Annotated in this window: 20 protein-coding genes; 5 read left to right on the plus strand and 15 right to left on the minus strand. The window is 73.6% G+C overall.

All coding sequences use genetic code 11. The annotated features are described in order from the left end of the window. Window positions 1-43: 43 nt before the first annotated feature. The 15 genes from ACVW07_RS08060 to ACVW07_RS08130 form a co-directional block, all read right to left on the minus strand. Window positions 44-1600, minus strand: a complete 1557-nt coding sequence (locus ACVW07_RS08060; protein WP_456818728.1) for a flagellar hook-length control protein FliK — start codon at window positions 1598-1600, stop codon at window positions 44-46. Then, window positions 1597-2304, minus strand: a complete 708-nt coding sequence (locus tag ACVW07_RS08065) for a C40 family peptidase (RefSeq protein WP_456818729.1) — start codon at window positions 2302-2304, stop codon at window positions 1597-1599. Before ACVW07_RS08065 ends, ACVW07_RS08060 begins: the two co-directional genes overlap by 4 nt. Then, window positions 2301-2735 (minus strand): flagellar export protein FliJ, encoded by a 435-nt coding sequence (locus ACVW07_RS08070; RefSeq protein WP_456818730.1) that lies wholly within the window; start codon window positions 2733-2735, stop codon window positions 2301-2303. The genes ACVW07_RS08065 and ACVW07_RS08070 overlap by 4 nt, the downstream gene beginning before the upstream one ends. Further along, window positions 2732-4042 (minus strand): FliI/YscN family ATPase, encoded by a 1311-nt coding sequence (locus ACVW07_RS08075; protein WP_456818731.1) that lies wholly within the window; start codon window positions 4040-4042, stop codon window positions 2732-2734. Before ACVW07_RS08075 ends, ACVW07_RS08070 begins: the two co-directional genes overlap by 4 nt. After that, complete coding sequence (locus tag ACVW07_RS08080; protein ID WP_456818732.1) at window positions 4039-4848, minus strand: FliH/SctL family protein; 810 nt, start codon at window positions 4846-4848, stop codon at window positions 4039-4041. The genes ACVW07_RS08075 and ACVW07_RS08080 overlap by 4 nt, the downstream gene beginning before the upstream one ends. Continuing rightward, on the minus strand, window positions 4841-5842 hold the full coding sequence (gene fliG, locus ACVW07_RS08085) for a flagellar motor switch protein FliG (RefSeq protein WP_456818733.1): 1002 nt from the start codon (window positions 5840-5842) through the stop codon (window positions 4841-4843). The genes ACVW07_RS08080 and fliG overlap by 8 nt, the downstream gene beginning before the upstream one ends. Next, complete coding sequence (gene fliF, locus ACVW07_RS08090; protein ID WP_456818734.1) at window positions 5842-7443, minus strand: flagellar basal-body MS-ring/collar protein FliF; 1602 nt, start codon at window positions 7441-7443, stop codon at window positions 5842-5844. Before fliF ends, fliG begins: the two co-directional genes overlap by 1 nt. Beyond that, window positions 7443-7745 (minus strand): flagellar hook-basal body complex protein FliE, encoded by a 303-nt coding sequence (gene fliE, locus ACVW07_RS08095; RefSeq protein ID WP_456818735.1) that lies wholly within the window; start codon window positions 7743-7745, stop codon window positions 7443-7445. The genes fliF and fliE overlap by 1 nt, the downstream gene beginning before the upstream one ends. After that, window positions 7745-8143 (minus strand): flagellar basal body rod protein FlgC, encoded by a 399-nt coding sequence (gene flgC / locus ACVW07_RS08100; RefSeq protein ID WP_456818736.1) that lies wholly within the window; start codon window positions 8141-8143, stop codon window positions 7745-7747. The genes fliE and flgC overlap by 1 nt, the downstream gene beginning before the upstream one ends. Beyond that, window positions 8143-8484 (minus strand): flagellar basal body rod protein FlgB, encoded by a 342-nt coding sequence (locus tag ACVW07_RS08105; RefSeq protein WP_456821051.1) that lies wholly within the window; start codon window positions 8482-8484, stop codon window positions 8143-8145. Before ACVW07_RS08105 ends, flgC begins: the two co-directional genes overlap by 1 nt. Window positions 8485-8639: 155 nt before the next feature. Further along, complete coding sequence (locus ACVW07_RS08110) at window positions 8640-8993, minus strand: hypothetical protein (RefSeq protein ID WP_456818737.1); 354 nt, start codon at window positions 8991-8993, stop codon at window positions 8640-8642. Window position 8994: 1 nt separating this feature from the next. After that, window positions 8995-9438 (minus strand): flagellar export chaperone FliS, encoded by a 444-nt coding sequence (locus ACVW07_RS08115; protein ID WP_456818738.1) that lies wholly within the window; start codon window positions 9436-9438, stop codon window positions 8995-8997. A 17-nt stretch (window positions 9439-9455) separates the two neighbouring features. After that, complete coding sequence (gene fliD / locus ACVW07_RS08120; protein ID WP_456818739.1) at window positions 9456-10799, minus strand: flagellar filament capping protein FliD; 1344 nt, start codon at window positions 10797-10799, stop codon at window positions 9456-9458. A 180-nt stretch (window positions 10800-10979) separates the two neighbouring features. Then, window positions 10980-11813 (minus strand): flagellin N-terminal helical domain-containing protein, encoded by an 834-nt coding sequence (locus ACVW07_RS08125; RefSeq protein ID WP_456818740.1) that lies wholly within the window; start codon window positions 11811-11813, stop codon window positions 10980-10982. A 101-nt stretch (window positions 11814-11914) separates the two neighbouring features. After that, window positions 11915-12811 carry a sigma-70 family RNA polymerase sigma factor gene (locus tag ACVW07_RS08130; RefSeq protein ID WP_456818741.1) on the minus strand — a complete coding sequence of 299 codons (897 nt, stop codon included), beginning with the start codon at window positions 12809-12811 and terminating at the stop codon, window positions 11915-11917. 342 nt (window positions 12812-13153) lie between these two features. On the opposite strand from ACVW07_RS08130, the gene flgN reads away from it, so the two are divergent. The 5 genes from flgN (at window position 13154) to ACVW07_RS08155 (ending at window position 17721) form a co-directional block, all read left to right on the plus strand. Beyond that, window positions 13154-13633, plus strand: a complete 480-nt coding sequence (gene flgN, locus ACVW07_RS08135; RefSeq protein ID WP_456818742.1) for a flagellar export chaperone FlgN — start codon at window positions 13154-13156, stop codon at window positions 13631-13633. 14 nt (window positions 13634-13647) lie between these two features. Beyond that, on the plus strand, window positions 13648-15090 hold the full coding sequence (flgK, locus tag ACVW07_RS08140; RefSeq protein WP_456818743.1) for a flagellar hook-associated protein FlgK: 1443 nt from the start codon (window positions 13648-13650) through the stop codon (window positions 15088-15090). 5 nt (window positions 15091-15095) lie between these two features. Then, window positions 15096-15980, plus strand: a complete 885-nt coding sequence (gene flgL / locus ACVW07_RS08145; protein ID WP_456818744.1) for a flagellar hook-associated protein FlgL — start codon at window positions 15096-15098, stop codon at window positions 15978-15980. After that, window positions 15977-16414 (plus strand): flagellar assembly protein FliW, encoded by a 438-nt coding sequence (locus ACVW07_RS08150; protein ID WP_456818745.1) that lies wholly within the window; start codon window positions 15977-15979, stop codon window positions 16412-16414. Before flgL ends, ACVW07_RS08150 begins: the two co-directional genes overlap by 4 nt. A gap of 86 nt (window positions 16415-16500) precedes the next feature. Next, a complete protein-coding gene (locus ACVW07_RS08155) occupies window positions 16501-17721 on the plus strand; it encodes an EAL and HDOD domain-containing protein (protein WP_456818746.1) in 1221 nt (406 codons plus the stop codon). Window positions 17722-17753 lie beyond the last annotated feature (32 nt).

Here is a 17753-nt window from a genome sequence, read left to right on the forward strand (position 1 = left end):
GATGCCTCCGTGGTGGGCGTCGGTGTGGGGGTGGGGGTGCGGGTCACAGGTCGAGCTCCAGGCCGGTGCTGCGACCCGGCGGGCCGTGGACCGGGACGAGGGCCGGCGCGGCGGCGCGCTCGCTGCGTGGCCCGGGCGCTGGTCCGCCCGACGAGGTGCCGCCGGGCTGCCGGTCGCGGCCGCCCGGCTCGCTGCCGCCGCCGACGTCGACCTGCACGCCGCTCGACGCCAGGTCGCGCCGCAGGTCGGCCAACGACCCGCGCAGAGCCTCACGCGCGGCGTCGGTGCCGCCGACGAGCTCGACCCGGACTGCCTCCGGCCCGATGTGGGCGACGACCCGCACCGGACCGAAGTGCTCCGGGTCGACCGGGACGGTGAGCACGTGCCGGCCGTGCGACAGGCCGGTGAGCTGCGTGAGCCGTGCACCGAGCTGCTCGGCGAGCGGCGCGGGCGTCGGCGCCGCGGCGGGTGCCGCTGCCGCCGGGGCGGCGGGTGCCGTCGCCGGGCTGACCGGCGTGGCGGGAAGCGCCGGGAGCGCCGGGAGCACGGAGGCCGTGGAGGCTGCGCCCGGTGCGGACGACGGCACCGTGGGCACCGCGTCCGGCATCGAGGTCGCGGCAGGTGCGGCCTGCGGGTCGGTCGAGGTCGCACCGGCGGCCGCACCGGCGGGGACGGAGGTCGTTCCGTGCGTCCCGTGGGCACGGTCCTGCGGTCCTGTGGCTGCGACGGCAGGTCCTGCCGGCTCCGCGGCGGTGGGTGCCGCGGCGGTTCCGGCCGACGCGGAGGCGGCCGACGCCGTGGGGGCCGACGCCGTGGGGGCCGACGTCGAGGGGACGGACGCCGTGGCGACCGACGCGGAGGAGGCCGGAGCTTCCCCCACCGGCACCGCCGGCTCGGCGGGCGTACCTGCCGCCTCGGCGGTCCGGGATCCCGCGGCCGGGCCGGCGACCGTCGTGCCGCCGACCGACGCGAGCTCGTCGGCGGATGCGGTCGGGGCGGCGGGCGTGGTCGCCGTGGCCGCCGCGGTGGCGGTGCCCGGGGACACCACGAGCATGGCGAACGCCGCGGCCTCGGTCATCGTCGACGTCACCGTCGAGGCGGCGGTACCAGCCGCGTCCGACGCGGCGGGGGTGGCCGACGTACCGGCGCCCTCGGTGCCCGGCGCGCCGGAGCCGGGGACGTCGGACGAGTCGCGGACCGTCGTCGCCGAGCGGTCGGCGTCGGCCCGGTCCACGGTGCGGTCGGCCTGGTCTGCGCGGTCCGCGGTGCGATCGGCGCGGTCCGCCGTGCGATCGGCGCGGTCCGCCGTGCGGTCGGCGCGGTCCGCGGTGCGGGCGGCCCGGTCCGCCGCGCGGGCGGCCCGGTCCGTGCGATCGGCCCTGCCGGCCCGGTCCGCCGTGCGGTCGGCGCGGTCGGTGCGGTCGGCGACGTCCCGCCGCGCCGGGCCGGACGCGAGCCGGTCAGGTCGCGGGTCGCCGTCGTGTGCGGCACCGAGCGCGCGGGCGAACGCGTCGCCCGCGGCGGGGTCGGGCCGGTGGTCGGGGCTCGTGCGCTGCGCCGGGGCACCCGGTCGCGCCACGGCGAGGGCGGCGCCGCTCACGAGGCCGCCGCCGTCGTGCCGTACGCACCGGCGCCGGCGCCTGCGCCGCCGAGGTTCGTGCCGAGCGACGCGAGCATGTTGAGCTGCGCCCGCTGCGTCGCCGAGGACGCGCCGGCCGACGAGCCGACGACGGACCGGACCTGTGCGGCCAGGTCGGGGCCCGCGGACTCCTGCGGGAGGATCCGGCGGATCGCGGTGGGGGTCGCCCACACGTCGCGGATGCCCACCTTCCCACCCGGCTTGGGTGCGTCGATCATCTTCCCGTCCCCCTCGTAGATCGCGATGTGCGTGCCTCCGCCGAACACGAGGAGGTCACCCGGGAGCGCCTGGTCGAGCGACGGCACGGCGGTGCCGAGCGACATCTGGTCACGGGCCACGCGCGGCACGTCGTTCACCCCGACGTCCGCCAGCGACCGCAGCACCAGGCCGGAGCAGTCCAGGCCGCCCTCGTCGAGCGACTCGCCACCCCACACGTACGGCGTGCCGATGTACTTCTCGGCCGCGGCGAGCAGCGACTGGCCGGTCGCCCCCTGCGAGGGCGACGGCTCGGCGTCCGTCAGCGCGGCGAGGGTCGTCGCGAAGTCGGTGGACGTCGAGGCGGTGCCCGCCGGTGCCGCGACCGCCGTGCTCGCCACGGGGGCGCTGACGAGCGCGCGCAGCTCGGCCATGCGGGCCTGCACGGCCTGGATCCCGTCGGTACTCATGCGTCTGTCCTCCTTTGCCCGGCGGCCCGCCGTCCGGCGACCTCGTCGAGCACCAGCTGCTCGGCACGGGCGTCCTCCACCCGGACCATGTCGTCGTGCCGCTCCTCGAGGCGCTCGATCGCCCGGACGTGGCGCCGGGCGTCGGTCCACACCTCGGTGCGGCGATCGGTCTCCTCCTGCGCGGCGACCGCGGTGGCACGGTGCTCCACGAGCATCGACGCGAGGGCGACGCGGCTCGCGACGGCGGCCTGGAACGCGCGTCCCTCGGCGACCGTCGGCATGTGGGACTCCCCCAGCCGGTCCTGCGTGGACCGGGCGAGGCCGGCCGCGGCCCGCTCGTCCCGGCGCGCCGACGCGAGCTCGGCGGCGGCACGGTCCTCGGCCATGGTGCGGACGCGGAGCAGCCCGGCGAGCGGGAAGCGGCGGTTCATGAGACGTCCCCGAGCGCGCCGACCAGCGCGGTGAGGTGGGCCCATGCCTGGTCGGCGGGCACCACGTCGTCCATGCCCTGCTGCAGGAACGCGTCGATCGCGCGGCCGTGGGTGACGGCGGCGTCGACGAGGGGGTTGGAGCCGGCGACGTAGGCACCGACGTCGAGCAGGTCCTGCGCCTGGCGGCGGGCCGCCATGACGGTCCGGAGCCGGCGGGCCACGTCGCGCTGCTCGGCGCTCGTGACGCGTCCGGCGACACGGCTGATGGAGGCGAGCGCGTCCACGGACGGGAAGTGGCCCGCGACGGCGAGCCGGCGGTCCAGGACCACGTGCCCGTCCAGGATGGAGCGCGCCGCGTCGGCGATGGGCTCGTTGTGGTCGTCGCCGTCCACGAGGACGGTGTACAGGCCGGTGACCGAGCCGGTCGCGCCGGTGCCCGCGCGCTCCAGGAGCTGGGCGAGCAGCGCGAACGTGCTCGGCGGGTACCCGCGGGTCGCGGGCGGCTCGCCGACGGAGAGGCCGATCTCGCGCTGCGCCATCGCGACGCGGGTGAGCGAGTCCATCATCAGCACGGCGTGCGCCCCGGTGTCGCGCAGGTGCTCGGCGATCCGGGTCGCGACGAACGCCGAGCGCAGGCGCACGAGCGGCGGCTGGTCGGACGTCGCGACGACGACGACCGACCGGGCGAGCCCTTCGGGGCCGAGGTCGTCCTCGAGGAACTCCCGGACCTCACGGCCACGCTCGCCGACGAGCGCGATGACGGACACCTCGGCGTCCGTGCCGCGCGCGATCATCGACAGCAGGCTGGACTTGCCGACGCCGGACCCGGCGAACAGGCCGAGACGCTGGCCCCGGCCCACGGTGACGAGGGTGTCGAGCACGCGCACGCCGAGGTCGAGCGGCGTGTCGACCCGGCTCCGCTCGAGCGGGTGCGGCGCGCTGCCGGCGACCGGCACCCAGGCGTCCGCGCGCAGCGGCCCGCGGCCGTCGATCGGACGGCCCAGGCCGTCGAGCACCCGGCCGAGCAGCCCGGTGCCGACGGGCACGGAGAGCGCCTCACGCAGCGGACGGACCGGCATGCCTGCCCGGAGGCCGACGGTCGGGCCGAGCGGCATGCACCGGGCCGTCGGGCCGTCGGTGGCGACGACCTCCGCGAGCACGTCGTCGCCGATGCGGACGAGCTCGCCCACGGCGGCGCCCGTACCGAGGACCTCGACGGTGAGGCCGACGACGGCCTTGACCGTGCCGACGACCTCGGGGGCCGTCGCGGCCAGCGCGCGGTCCCAGTCGGTGAGGACGGCCGTCACCGGGCGGCCCCCTGCTGGGGTGCGGCCTCGGGCGTGGAGGCCGACGTGTCGGTCCCGGCAGCGTGCACCCCGTCGTGCGCGCCACCGAGAGCCTTGCGCGCCCGGGCCACCGCAGTGGTCAGCCGGGCGTCGAGGTAGCCGTCCGCGTGCTCGGCGACCGCGTCACCGGGGACCAGGGTCGGGTCCGCGACGAGGACGACGCCGTCCCGCGGCACGTCCGCGGCGCCTGCCCGCAGCGCGGCGAGGTCGCTCGGGTGCAGCCGCACGGTCACGTCCTCGATGCCGTCGGCGTGCCGCAGCGCGCGGGCCAGCGCAGCACGGGCGGACCTGTCGTGGTCGGCGAGCTCGGCGCCGAGCAGCGCCTCGGCGAGCTCCAGCGCGGCACGCTGGAGACGGTCCTGCAGGTCCGCGACGACGGGCTCGGTGCGCGAGCGCGCGGCGGCCGCGGAGCTCGCGAGCACGTCGAGCGCGCGGGTGGTCTCCGCAGCCGCGTCGGACTCCCGGGCGAGCCGGGCGGCGAGCGCCTCCCGGGCGTGCTGCTCGGCGACCCGGGCGGCCTCGCGGGCACCGGCCGCGAAGCCGGCGGCGAAGCCCTCGGCGCGCGCTGCCTCGCTGGCGGCACGGTCGACCGCGCGGGTCCCGCCGATCGGCGCGGGCTGGAAGGCCACGACCGTGGGCGGCGCCTCGTCGGCGGCGTTCGGGCGGAACTGCGTGGGCAGGGCGCCGGCGGCCATCTCGGACGGCCGGAACCGCGCCCGGGTGGGCGCGGCGGCCGGGTGGGCGTGCGGCACGAAGGACTCAGGCAACGAACTCGTCCTCTCCCTCGCGACGGATCAGGATCTGACCGCTCTCCTCGAGCCGGCGGATGACCTGCACGATCGAGGCACGCGCGTCCTCGACGAGCGACAGGCGCACGGGCCCGAGCAGGTCGATCTCCTCGACCAGGTTCTCGCGCGCCCGCTCCGACAGGTTCCGCATGACGGTGTCCCGGACGCCCTCGCTGACGCCCTTGAGGGCGACGGACAGCTGGGCCGTCTCGACCTGCCGCAGCACGAGCTGCATGGCGCGGTCCTCGAGGAGCACGATGTCGCCGAACACGAACATCCGGCTGCGCACCTCCTCGGCGAGCTCCACGTCCCGGGCCTCGAGGCCTTCGAGGATCGCCTTCTCGGTGCCGGGGTCGGCGCGGTTGATGATCTCGACGAGCGGCTGCACACCACCGACGGCGGCGAGCTCGCGCGGGGCGAGCACGGTCGACGCCTTGCGCTGGAGCTGGTCGGCGATGACGCTCACGACGTCCGGGTTGGCGCGCTCCATGATCGCGATCCGGTGCGCGACGTCCGCCTGCAGCTCGGGGTCGAAGCCCGCGAGGATCTGCGACGCGTGGTCGGGCCGCAGGTGCGCGAGCACCAGGGCGATCGCCTGCGGGTGCTCGCTGCTCAGCAGGGAGACGACCTGACGGGCGTCGGCCTGCTGCAGGAACTCGAACGGCTGGCCGGCGAGGCTCGTCTGGAGGCGCTCGAGCATGTGCCCGGCCTGCTCGGCACCGAGCGACGCGACGAGCAGGTGCTCCGCGAGACCGAGACCGCCGTTGACGCCGGGTCCGATGACGGAGACCTCGTAGAACTCCTCGAGGACCTCGTCGGCCATGCCCTGGTCGACCCGCTCGAGCCGCATGATCTCGGCGGTGAGCTCTTCGATCTCGTTGACGTCGAGCTGCGACATGACGCGGGCGGCCCGCTCGCGCCCCAGCTGGAGCAGGAGCATCGCGGCCTTCTGGGTGCCGGTGAGCGTGGCCATCAGCGCCGCCCCGGGCCGGAGGGTGCGAGCCAGCCGCGCAGCAGGTCGGCGACCTCGGCGGGCTGGTCGTCGGCCAGCGCGGAGATCTCCGCACGCTTGCGGGTGATCAGGCTGTCCTCGTCGTGCAGCGGACCTGGCGGCAGCTCGGGCAGGGCGTCGAGGTCGATGCCCTCGATGCCCCGACGGCCACCCTCACCGAGCACGGGCAGCTCGCCCAGGTCGAGCGCGGTGCGACGGGCCCGGCGGGACCGGCGGGCCATGGCCACGGCGATCGAGAGCAGGAGCAGCAGCACCGCGGCGCCGATCGCCGCCTGCTTGACGAGCTCGTCCTGGCGCTTGGTCTGGGCCAGCTTGTCGGCGGCCGCAAGAGCGTCCTGGGCGGCGGTGGCCTGGGTCGCGTCGAACGGGGCGGCCTGGACCGCGACGGTGTCGCCGCGGGTCGCGTCGATGCCCGCCGCGGCGGCGATCGTGGCACGCAGTGCCGTCATGTCGAGCGGGGCGGCGGCCTTCGCGTCGATGACGACGGCGACGGACTGCCGCTCGATCGCCCCCGGCCCGGCGTGCGTGACCTCGGTGCTCTTGTTGACGGCGTTCGTCTTGTCCTCGGTGGTGGACTTGTACGAGCCGTCGGTGCCCGCGCCACCGCCGGGGACGGCGATGTTGTCCGGTCCGAGCACGCCGGCGGCGCCGGTGGAGCCGCTGCCGCTGTACTCCTCGGACGTGGTGGACGACGAGAGCGGGGGCGTGTCGGGGGTCGCCGAGAACTGCTCGACGGTGGTGTCCTTCTGCGACTGGTCGACCTGCGCGGTGACGGTCACGGCGGACTTGCCCGGACCGACGACGCGGTCGAGGAGGGCCTGGACGGCACCCTGCACGCGGACCTCGTAGTCGCTGGCCTCCTGGCCGGCGACGCCGCCGGTGGTGCCGGTGCCCACGGCCGAGAGGACCTCGCCGGTGGAGTCGACGACGGCGACGTCGGTCGGCTTCATGCCGTCGATGCCGGCGGACACGAGGTGGACGACGGCCTGGACCTGGTCCAGCGACAGCGCCACGCCCGGCTTGGTCCGGACGAACACCGACGCGGTGGGGTCGGACTTCTCGGAGACGAACACGCTCTCCTCGGGGATCGCGAGCTTGACGGTCGCGGCCTCGACACCGTCGATCGCGGAGATGGTCTTGGCGAGCTCGCCCTCCATCGCCCGCTGGTACGTCTTCTGCTGCTGGAACTCGGACGACGTCATCGGCATGTCGTCGAGCAGCGAGTAGCCGCCACCGTCCGCGTTGGTCGGCAGACCGGCGGCGGCGAGCTTGATGCGCTCCGAGTACAGGGCGTCGGCGGGCACGAGCACGGTGGACCCGCCGTCGGCGAGCTCGTACTTGACGCCGTCGGACGTGAGCTGGTCCACGACGGCGCTCGCGTCGGAGCCGGACAGGCCGGTGAACAGGGGGCTCAGCGTGGGGCGTGCCATCCAGCTGGACAGCGCGAACCCGCCGAGCACCACGACGGCCACGCCGATGACGGCGAGCGTGCGCTGGGCGACGGTGAACGCCTTGATCGCGGTGGTGGCCTTCTCGAGGGCCGCCTGGAGCTGGGGGGGCATCAGGCCTGCATCCGCATGATCTCGTTGAACGCCTCGACGGCCTTGTTCCGCACGGCGGAGGTCAGCTCGATCGCGGTGGACGCCTCGGCGGCGGCGATCGTGTAGTCGTGCACGTCGTCGAGGTCACCGGTGACCGCCTTGACGGCCAGGTCGTTCGACGTGGACTGGAGCTGCTGGAGGCTGTCGACGCCGTTCAGCACGGAGGCGAAGCGGTCACCGGACGTGGGGTCGGCGACGGGCGCGGTGGGCAGGCCCGGGGTCACGGCCGAGGCGGCCTGGACGGGGGCGACGGCGAAGGTCATCAGGAGCGTCCGATCTGCAGTGCGGCCTGGTAGGTCTCTTTGGCACGGTCGACCACCGCGGCGTTCGCCTGGTAGCCGCGCTGCGCCATCATCAGCTGGGTCATCTGGCTGGCCATGTCGATGTCGGGGTAACGCACGTACCCCTGCTCGTCGGCCAGCGGGTGGTCGGGCTCGAAGACGAGGCGGCCCTCGCCGCTGCCCTCGAGGGTCCCGGCGACCTGGACGCCCTGGTTCTCGCCGGCGCTCTCCGCGGCGATCACGTACTTCTGCTTGAACGCCTCCTCGGAGGTCGCCCGGACGGTGCTGACGTTGGCGAGGTTGTCGCTCACCGCGTCGAGCCACTTGCGGTGCACCGTGAGCCCGGTGCTCGCGATCCCGATCGCGCCGAAGATGGTCATCAGGAGGTCCTCATCGCTGCGCGCAGGGTGGAGAACTGCGCGGACGCGGCCTGCGTCGCCAGCTGGTAGCGCAGGTTGGTGTCGACGTTGAGCAGCGTCTCGCTGTCGAGGTTGACGTTGTTGCCGTCCTCGCGGGTCGGCTCGAGCGACCGGGCGGTGGTCGCCTGTGCGGCGCCGTCACCGTGCCTGACCGCCTTCGTCAGGGCGTCCTCGAACTGGACGCGGCGGGCGTGGTAGCCCGGGGTCTGGATGTTCGCGACGTTGTCGGCGATCACCCGCTGGCGCAGCGCGAGGCCGTCGAGCGCGCTGTTGAGCGCGACGGACGCCACGGAGTCGAACAAGCCCATGACAGGCACACCTCACGGAAGAGGAAGAAGTCGGCCGATCCGTGGCCTGCTGCGCGAGCGATCCGTGCTCATGCTTCCCATCGGAGGCGGGCCCCCAGGCATGAGAGGTTGGGACGAACTTTTCGTGGCCGCGTGACGCAGGGGCTGCGTCAGGCCTGCTCATCCACGTAGACGGGGGCCTCGAGGGGCCGCGGGCGGGCCAGGTCGGCCGCCGCGAGGTGCCGGCGGGAGTAGGCCAGCGCCTCGGCGGTGCGCCGGGCGACGTCGAGCTGGCGTTCGAGGACCGCGGACGCCCGCACGTGCAGGGCGGCCGGCAGCGGGCCGAGCGTCGTCGGTGGGTGCCACGCGCTGGCGACCGCCACGTCCTGGACGCTGGTGAGGTGTGCGGTGCGGAGCAGGTCCTCCGCCGCGACGACGTCGAGCTCCAACGCGTCGAGCGCCGCCGCCCAGGCGTCGAGCCAGCGGGCGTCGTTGCCCGCCGGCCGCGCCAGATCGGTGGTCATGTCAGCCGACGCCGAGCAGGCCGACCGACGTGGCGGTCTCGGCGGCGGGTGCGGACGGCTGTGTCGGGACGTCGGCGGCCGAGAGGCTACGGGCGGCCTCGTGCCACGCCTCCGCGAGAGGTGCGACGAGACCCCGGCACGCGCGCGCCTTGTCCACGTCGCCGTGGGTGGCCGCGTCGATCAGCTCCGTGAACAGGAACTTGTAGATCGACATGAGCTGCGTGCCGCTCGCCCAGGCACCCTCGTCGAGGCTGACCATGAGCTCGGCGACGATCTCCTGCGCGTGCTGCAGGTGGCCGCGGCCGACGACCACGTCACCGGCGACGAGCGCCTCGACCGCACGGTCGACGTCGACGAGCATGCGGTCGTACAGCATCGTCAGGAGGCGTGCGGGACCGACCGTGGCGACGGCGTCGGTCATGTAGCGCGAGCGGATGTCCGTCATGGTGGTCTCCTTTCCGGTCAGTACTTGGGGAGCGACGAGAGCTGGCCTGCGAGCCAGTTCGACTGCGAGTGGAGGCCCGAGAGCGACACCTCGAGCGCCGAGTAGGTCGCCTCCAGGCCCTGTCGGCGCACCTCGAGGCGGGTGTCCCAGGCGTCGATCTGGCCGCCGAGCTCGCGTGCGGCCTTCTGCTTGCCGGAGATCTGGTTGGTGAGCGTGCCGTCGACCGGGTCCGACGCGGACTTCGCGACGTCGGCGGCGCGCTGCGCGAGGGCCGAGACGACCTTCTGCACCTTGTCCGGGTCGGCCGCGAGCGCCGCGGCGAACTTCTTCTCGTCGAACGTGAACGCGCCGTCCCGGCCGATCACGATGCCGACGGCCGAGGGCGACGTCCCGTCGACCGGGTACGACACCGCCGACTGGAGCTGCTGCTGCAGCCCGCGGATGCCGGAGTCGCCGGAGAACAGGCCGCCCGTGACGACCGTGCGGCCGTCCGAGCCAGTCGTCGTCGTCTTCGCGGTGCGCGACGTGATCTCGCCGAGGACGACGCTGAGGCCGCCGACGAGGCCGGATGCGAGGGACGTGACGGCCGCTGCGTCGCGCGAGACGGTGAGCGTGACCGGGTCTGCCTCGACCTTCGAGACCGTGATGGACGTGCCGGAGAGCACGTTCGAGAACGTGTTGCTCGACGAGGAGACCGGCTGCTCGGCAGCGGAACCGGCCCACAGCGTGAGCTTCGCGTCCGAGGCTGCACGGGTCTCGACGAGCGGCACCGCCGGCGCGCTGTCGGCCGCCACCTCGTCCTTGGTCCCGGCGTAGGCGGTGAAGGAGTGGGCGGCACCGCTCGCGGTCGACGTGAGCTGCAGCCGGGTCGTGCCGCCGACGGTCACGGCGACGGCGTTGATGCCGGCGCCGGACGCCGAGATGGCGCGGGCCGTCGCGGCGGCGTCGGCACCGACGGTCACCTCGGTGATCGTGCCGTCGCCGGCGCGGAAGGTGAGCGGGCTGCCCGCGGCGGGCAGCTTCGAGTAGTCGGCGAGCGAGACCTGGCTCGCGGCGAGCGCGTCGACGCGGAACGTCAGCTCGGTGGGGGTGCTCGCGGTCGTCGTCGTCGCGGTGACGGACTCCGCGGAGGCGGTGGCCTTGGTGGCGCTCCACGACGTCGCTGTCGCGGCCTTGGTGGCCGCGTCCTTGAGCGACGCGACCTTCGTGTTGAGCGTCTGCAGCGCGGTCGCGAGGTTGGTGGTCGCGGTCTGCTTGCTCTTGAGCAGCGTCTGCGGCGTGGACTCGATCTGCATGAGCTGGTTGATCATGCTCGTGGTGTCGAGGCCGGAAGCCAGCCCGTCGATGCCGAACGTGGCCATGCGCGATCGCTCCTGCTCGTCGTCGGGTCGTGGACCCGGGTAGTGGTGCGTGGGCCGGTCGGGCCCTGGTGGTGCGGGTGGTCGTGCAGGTGGTGCGCCGGTGGCGGGCGGCTTGTGGGCCGCCCGCCACCGGCGTACTAGGTGGTGGCCACCCCGATCAGGGGTGAGTCACCGGTCAGATCAGCGCAGGAGCTGGAGAACGCCCTGGGGGATCTGGTTGGCCTGCGCGAGCATCGCCGTGCCGGCCTGCGACAGGATCTGCGAGCGCGTGAACGACACCATCTCGGACGCCATGTCGGTGTCGCGGATGCGGGACTCCGACGCGGACAGGTTCTCCACGGCGACGTTCAGGTTCTTGACCGTGTGGTCGAGACGGTTCTGCACGGCACCGAGGTCGCCACGGGTGGTGGAGACCGACTTGATCGCGGTGTCGATGAGGCCGAGGTCCGTCGTCGGGTCGTACGAGGTGCCCGTGACGTCGACGGCGTCCGTGCCGAGGCCGGTCGCGTCCTGGTCGCTGATGGCCGTGACGGAGATCGTCTCGCCGCCGTTGGCGCCGACCTGGAACGTGCCGACGGTGCCGTTGTAGGAGCCGTCGAGCAGCTTCTGGCCGTTGAACTGCGTGGTGTCCGAGATGCGGGTCAGCTCGGAGTTGAGCTGGTCGACCTCGGTCTGGATGGCGGCCTTCGCGTTGGAGTCGACCGAGCCGGAGTTGCCGGCCTGGACCACGAGGTCACGCATGCGCTGCAGGATGGCGTGCGACTCGGTGAGCGCACCCTCAGCGGTCTGGACGACGGAGATGCCGTCCTGGGCGTTGCGGACGGCGACCTTGAGGCCACCGATCTGCGAGCGCAGGCCCTCGGAGATCGCCAGGCCGGCCGCGTCGTCCGCAGCGCGGTTGATGCGGAAGCCGGACGAGAGCTTCTCCAGCGACTTGCTGAGGTCGTTCTGCGTGTTGCTCAGGTTGCGGTACGCGTTGGTGGCCGCAATGTTCTGGTTGATCGAGAGACCCATCGTCGTTCTCCTCCATGTGTAGGGTCAAAGCCGCCCATCCGTGGGCTTGACCCTCCTATCGGCAGCGCCGACGGGCTGTGAGGATTTCTGCGACGAGTTTTTCAGGCCGTCCGGGTGACAACCGGCGTGCGGGCGTCGTCGGCCGCAGCGACGGTGCTGCGCTGCGTCGGGACACCGGACAGGCGGGCGGACGCCGGTACGGCGGTCGCGAGGGCGGCACGGGCGGCCACGGCCGCGAAGTAGCTCTGACGGCGACGCTCGGCGACACCGTCCGGCCGCTCGGGCGCGCTGACGAGGTCGGGGTCGAGGCCGGCGTTCATGCCGTCGCGCAGCAGGCCGAGGGCCTCGGTGCGCAGCTGGCTGATGCGGGACTGCGTGACACCGAGCTCGTCGGCGATCTCGGCGACGGTGCGGTCGTGCAGGAAGATGCCCTCGACCACGACGCGCAGCCGCTCGGGAAGGGACTGCACGGCGGCACCGAGCCAGCGGTGCTGCTCGCCGATGAGCAGTGCCTCCTCCGGGCCGGCGCCGGGCTCGGCGACCATCGTGGCACCGACGCCCTCGGTCGCGTCCATGGACAGGACGCGGCGCTCGGCGTCGCGGGCGGCGGCGTCGACGGTGCGCACGTCGGTGCCGAGCGCGTCCGCCAGCTCCTCGCGCGTGGGGCGGCGCTTGAGCGTCGCGGTGAGCCGCTCGGTGGTCTGGGTGAGCTCCCGGACACGGTGCCGCGCACCCCGCGACGCCCAGTCCATGGAGCGCAGCTCGTCGACGAGCGCGCCGCGGATACGCAGCGAGGCGTAGCGCGCGAACGGCACGCCGGTCGACGGGTCGTAGGCGCGTGACGCGAGGACGAGGGCGAGGCTGCCGGCCGAGGCGAGCTCGTCGCGGGAGACCGTCGGGGGCACGCGGTGCAGCAGCTCGCTGACGGCATAGCCGACAAGCGGGAGGTTCTGGAGGACCAGCTGCTCGGGCGTCTCGGGCGTCTCAGTGTGGCTCATCACTCTCAGTCGGTCGGTCGTCCAGGACTCGGCCTTGAGGCCCGTCGGTGTGTCGATTTCGCGCAGCACCGTGGGCCTGGTAGGCAAACCGGTGCGAAATTGTGAAATGGCTGCCTGGGTGCTGGCACCCAGGCAGGAAGTGTGACGCAGATCACATGAGGTGCCCGGCGGGTGGAAACGGTCCCATCCGCAGACAGCGCCCGGAAGCGGTTCGAGGGTCCGTCCGGCGGACGATCCTCCAGGAATTCGTCATGAACCGGCGCACCACGCCGATACCTCAGTCATACGCGCCACCGGCCACCGAGCCACCAGGCGTGAACCGCCGGACTGGGAGGACCCCCCATGCCCCTCAACGGGCTCTCCGAGGTGCTGTGGCACCAGAGGAACCTGCTCGAGCTGCTGCTGTTCAAGCTCGAGGAGGAGCAGATGATCCTGACGAGCGGACGCTCGCGCTGGCTCTCCCACGCGACCCGCGAGGTCGAGACGGTGCTGGACGAGATCCGCAGCGCCGAGCTCGGCCGCGCCATCGCCGCCGACACCGCCGCACAGGAGCTCGGTCTGCTGCCGGGCTCTCCCCTCGCCCTGCTCGCCGAGCACGCCCCCGCCCCGTGGGACGAGCTGCTGCGCGCCCACCGGCACGCGTTCGCCACCCTGAGCGCCGAGATCGGCCAGCTCGCCGACGGCAACCGCGAGCTGCTCGCCATGTCCCACCGCGCCACGCAGGAGACGCTCGCGTCGCTGCAGGACGTCAGCACCTACGACGTCACCGGCCAGTCCACCCCCTCCGAGCGCGTCGCGCAGCTCGTCGACCGCACCTTCTGAGGAGCCCGTCCCCCATGAGCACCTTCTCCGGCCTCAGCACCGCGCTGAGCTCCCTGATCGCCCAGCGCCAGGCCCTCGAGGTCTCCGGCCAGAACGTGGCCAACTCCAACACCGTCGGCTACACGCGCCAGCGGGCGACCCTGTCGTCCCTGCCCGCGGCGCAGCTCCCGTCGATGTTCGCCGTGCCGGGCGGCACCGGCGAGGGCACCCGCGTGTCCGGCATCGAGCGGCTCGGTGACAGGTTCATCGACGCCCGGCTGCGCACCCAGACCGGCGGCACCAGCTACCTGCAGGCCCGCGCCGAGGCGTACGTGACCCTCGAGGCGAGCGTGGGCGAGCCCAGCACCGACGGGCTGTCCTCACAGCTGTCGGCCATGTGGGGCGCCTGGGGCGACGTGAGCAACACCCCCGACAAGGGCTCGGCGCGCGCCGTGCTCCTCGAGAACTCCAAGGCGGTCGCCGACCGCATCCAGACCCTGTACTCCTCCGCGCAGACGCAGTGGACGCAGGCCCGCACCACCACGTCCGCGCTCGTCGACGAGGTCAACACGGCGGCAGGGGAGGTGGCCGACCTGAACGAGCGGATCCTCGGGATCACCAACTCGGGCGCCACCGCCCACGAGCTCGCCGACCAGCGCGACCTGCTCGTCACGCGGCTCTCCTCGCTCGTCGGCGCGACCACGTCCGTGCGTCCCGACGGGCAGGTCGACGTCCTGGTGGCCGGGAACGCGCTCGTGAGCGGCGCCCGTCCCCATCCCGTCGCGATCACCGGCGCACAGGTGTTCTCCCAGGCGACGGGTGACAGCTCGACGCCCGGCCAGCCCGTCAGCATCGTCTGGGCCGAGCGCCCCACACAGCAGGTGGGTCTCGACGGCGGCCGGGTCGCCGGTCTCCTGTCGGTCCTCGCCCCGCCCGACAAGACGGGCACCGGCGGCATCCTCACGGAGGCCGCCGCCCGGTACGACGCCCTCGCGACGACCATCGCCACGCAGGTGAACACCCTGCACAAGACCGGTGTCACCGTCGCGGGCGCCGCCGGCACGGACGTCTTCACGTTCACGGCCGGCCGCTCGCCGGCCATGGGCATGAAGGTCGCGATCACCGACCCGGCCGACCTCGCCGTCGCCGCTCCCGGCTCGGGCGCGCTCGACGGCTCGGTCGGCGACCTCCTGGCCAGGCTCGGCACCTCCACCGCCGGCCCCGACGCGACCTGGAGCGCGACCGTCGTCGAGCTCGGCGTCCGCACCGCCAGCGCCGGCTCCCGGGCCAACGTCGCCGAGGCCGCCCGCGCCACCGCACAGCAGCAGCAGCTCGCGGCCACCAGCGTCGACACCGACGAGGAGACCGTCAACATGCTCGCGTTCCAGCGCGCCTACGAGGGCGCCGCGCGCGTCATGTCCGCCGTCGACGAGATGCTCGACACCCTCATCAACCGCACCGGCCTGGTCGGAAGGTAGTCACCATGATCCCCCGCGTCACCCACCAGACAGTCCAGCGCCAGACGCTGGCCAACCTGCAGGGCAACCTCTCGACGATGGCGAAGCTCCAGGCGCAGATGTCGAGCGGGAAGAAGATCAACGTCCCCTCCGACGACCCCGCCGGCGCCTCCGACATCCTGCGGCTGCGCGGCGACGACCGTGCCCTCACGCAGTACGCCCGCAACGCCAGCGACGGCGACTCGTGGCTCACCACGGTCGACTCCGCGATCGTCGCGTCGCTCGGCTCGCTGCGCCGGGCGCGCGACCTCACCGTCCAGGGTGGCAACGGGAGCATGGGCCAGACCTCGCGGGACGCGCTCGCGTCCGAGATCGACGGCATCCGCGACATGATGGTCGACCAGGCCAACACCACCTACGTCGGTCGCTCGGTGTTCGCCGGCACGTCGAACGCCAGCACCGCGTTCGACAAGTCGACCTACGCGTGGAGCGGCTCGGCCGGGAGCACCGTCGAGCGCCGCGTGAGCGAGGCGACGACCGTCCGCGTCGACGCGGACGGCTCGGCCGTGTTCGGCGACGGAGCCGGCTCGGTGTTCGCCCTGCTCGACAAGCTCTCGGCCACGCTCCGCGCCGGCGGCAACCCGACGCAGCACCTCGCCGCGATCGACGACCGCATGGAGTCCATGCTCACCGAGGTCGCCGCGGTCGGCGCCCGGCAGAACCAGATGTCCACCGCGCTGAGCAACATCACCGGCAGCCAGCTCACCACCCAGGCCCAGCTGTCCGGCATCGAGGACATCGACCTCGCCCAGACGATCCTCGGGCTGCAGATGCAGGAGGTCGCATATCAGGGCGCGCTCGGCGCGGCGGCCAAAGTCCTGCAGCCGAGTCTGATGGACTTCCTCCGATGAACCTCGCACCCGAGACCGTCCGCGTCGCCGTCGCCGGCAGCACATGCGACGTGCCGGCAGACCTGCACCTCGTCGAGCCGATCCCCGGGCTGCCCGGCCGCACGCACTACGCCCTCGACGCCCTCGACGACGCCGCCACGCTGTTCGCGCTGCGCTCCGTCCCGGACGGCGACGAGTCGGCGCGCGAGGTGCGCCTGTTCGTCGTCAGCCCCACGCTGTACTTCCCGGACTACCAGCCGGTCGTCGACGCGTCCTCGCTGGGCGAGCACACCGACCCTGCGGACGTGGTCCTCCTCGTCGTGGTGCACCCCGGGACGGGCGACTCGGCACCCACCGCCAACCTGCTCGCGCCGGTCCTCGTGGACCGCCGCACGGGTCGCGCCGTCCAGTCGGTCCTCGACGAGGACTGGCCCCTGCGCGCACCGGTCGGCTGACCGGGCGTTCCCGCCGTCTTCTTCTCATCGGAGCGCTGACGCTGCCGATGGTGAAGGACAGAAGTCACCGCCATCTGGGGAGCACCATGCCTGCACTGGACGAACCGACCACACGCGTCGGCGCCGCGGTCATCCACCGCCAGCCGGTCGTGCACCCGGACCGCTCCGTCTTCGGGTACGCGGTCCGCGGCGTCGTACTCGCCGCCGACGGGACCGAGGAGCCGCCGGACCGCGCGGACCACCTCATCGACGCCCAGTACACGATCCTCGACCCGGACCTGCTGACGGGCGACAAGCTCCTGCTGCTGCGCGCCACCCGGCGCATCTTCCTCGACGAGGGCGACATCCCGTACGCCGGCAACGGCCTGGTGCTCGAGATCCCCGCCGCGCTGTCGCTGCGCCCGGACGCCTACGACCGTCTCGCGACGCTCAAGATGGGCGGCTACGGGCTCGCGATCGGCGAGTACACCGGCTCCGCCCGGCACGACCGGCTGCTCAACCTCGCCGACTACGTCAAGGTCGACGTGGTGCGCGCGGGCGACGACCTGGCCGACATCGTCGAGCGCGCCATGGGCGCGGGTGCGACCGTCATCGCGGAGCGCGCCGACAACCGTGAGCGGATCGACCAGGCGCTGGCGACCGGCGCGGAGCTGCTCCAGGGACCCATGTTCGAGCGGCGCCGGGCCGAGGCCCCCGACCGGCCGCTGTCCGCGGGACAGGTCCAGTGCCTCGAGCTCGTCCGGCTGCTCAGTGCCGAGTACCCGGACCAGGACGCCGTGGTCCGCGTCATCGGTGTGGACCCCGAGCTCACCATGCGGGTGCTGCACCTCGTGAACTCCAGCGCGACAGGCGTGCGCCGGCACGTCGACTCCGTGCGGCAGGCCGTGGTCCTGGTCGGCCCGCGCCAGCTGTTCGCGCTCGCGATGGCGTCGGTCGTCGACGCGCAGTCCCCCACCATCGCTCCCCTGTGGTCGGTCCTGACCCGCGCGCTCACCGTCGCGCGGCTCACCAACTCGGACGCCGGCTACACCGTGGGCATGCTGTCGGCGGTCGCGTCGCACCTGCAGGTCAACGTCGAGTCGATCATCGAGCGCTCCGGCGTCTCGGCCGCCATCGCCGACGCCCTGCGGGACCAGACCGGTCCGCTGGGCCCGGTGCTGGCCGCCGTCCTCGCGCACGAGGAGAACGACACCGCGGGCGTCGTCGCGGCGGGCTTCGAGCCCATCGAGGTCGCCCACACCCACCTCGCGGCCATCCCCGAGGCCCTCGCGACGGCCACCGCCCTCGCGACACCTGCGGGCGCCTGACCCCACTCGGCCGCGGCCCGACGCCTGTCGGG

This window comes from Cellulomonas sp. URHB0016 (assembly GCF_054057935.1).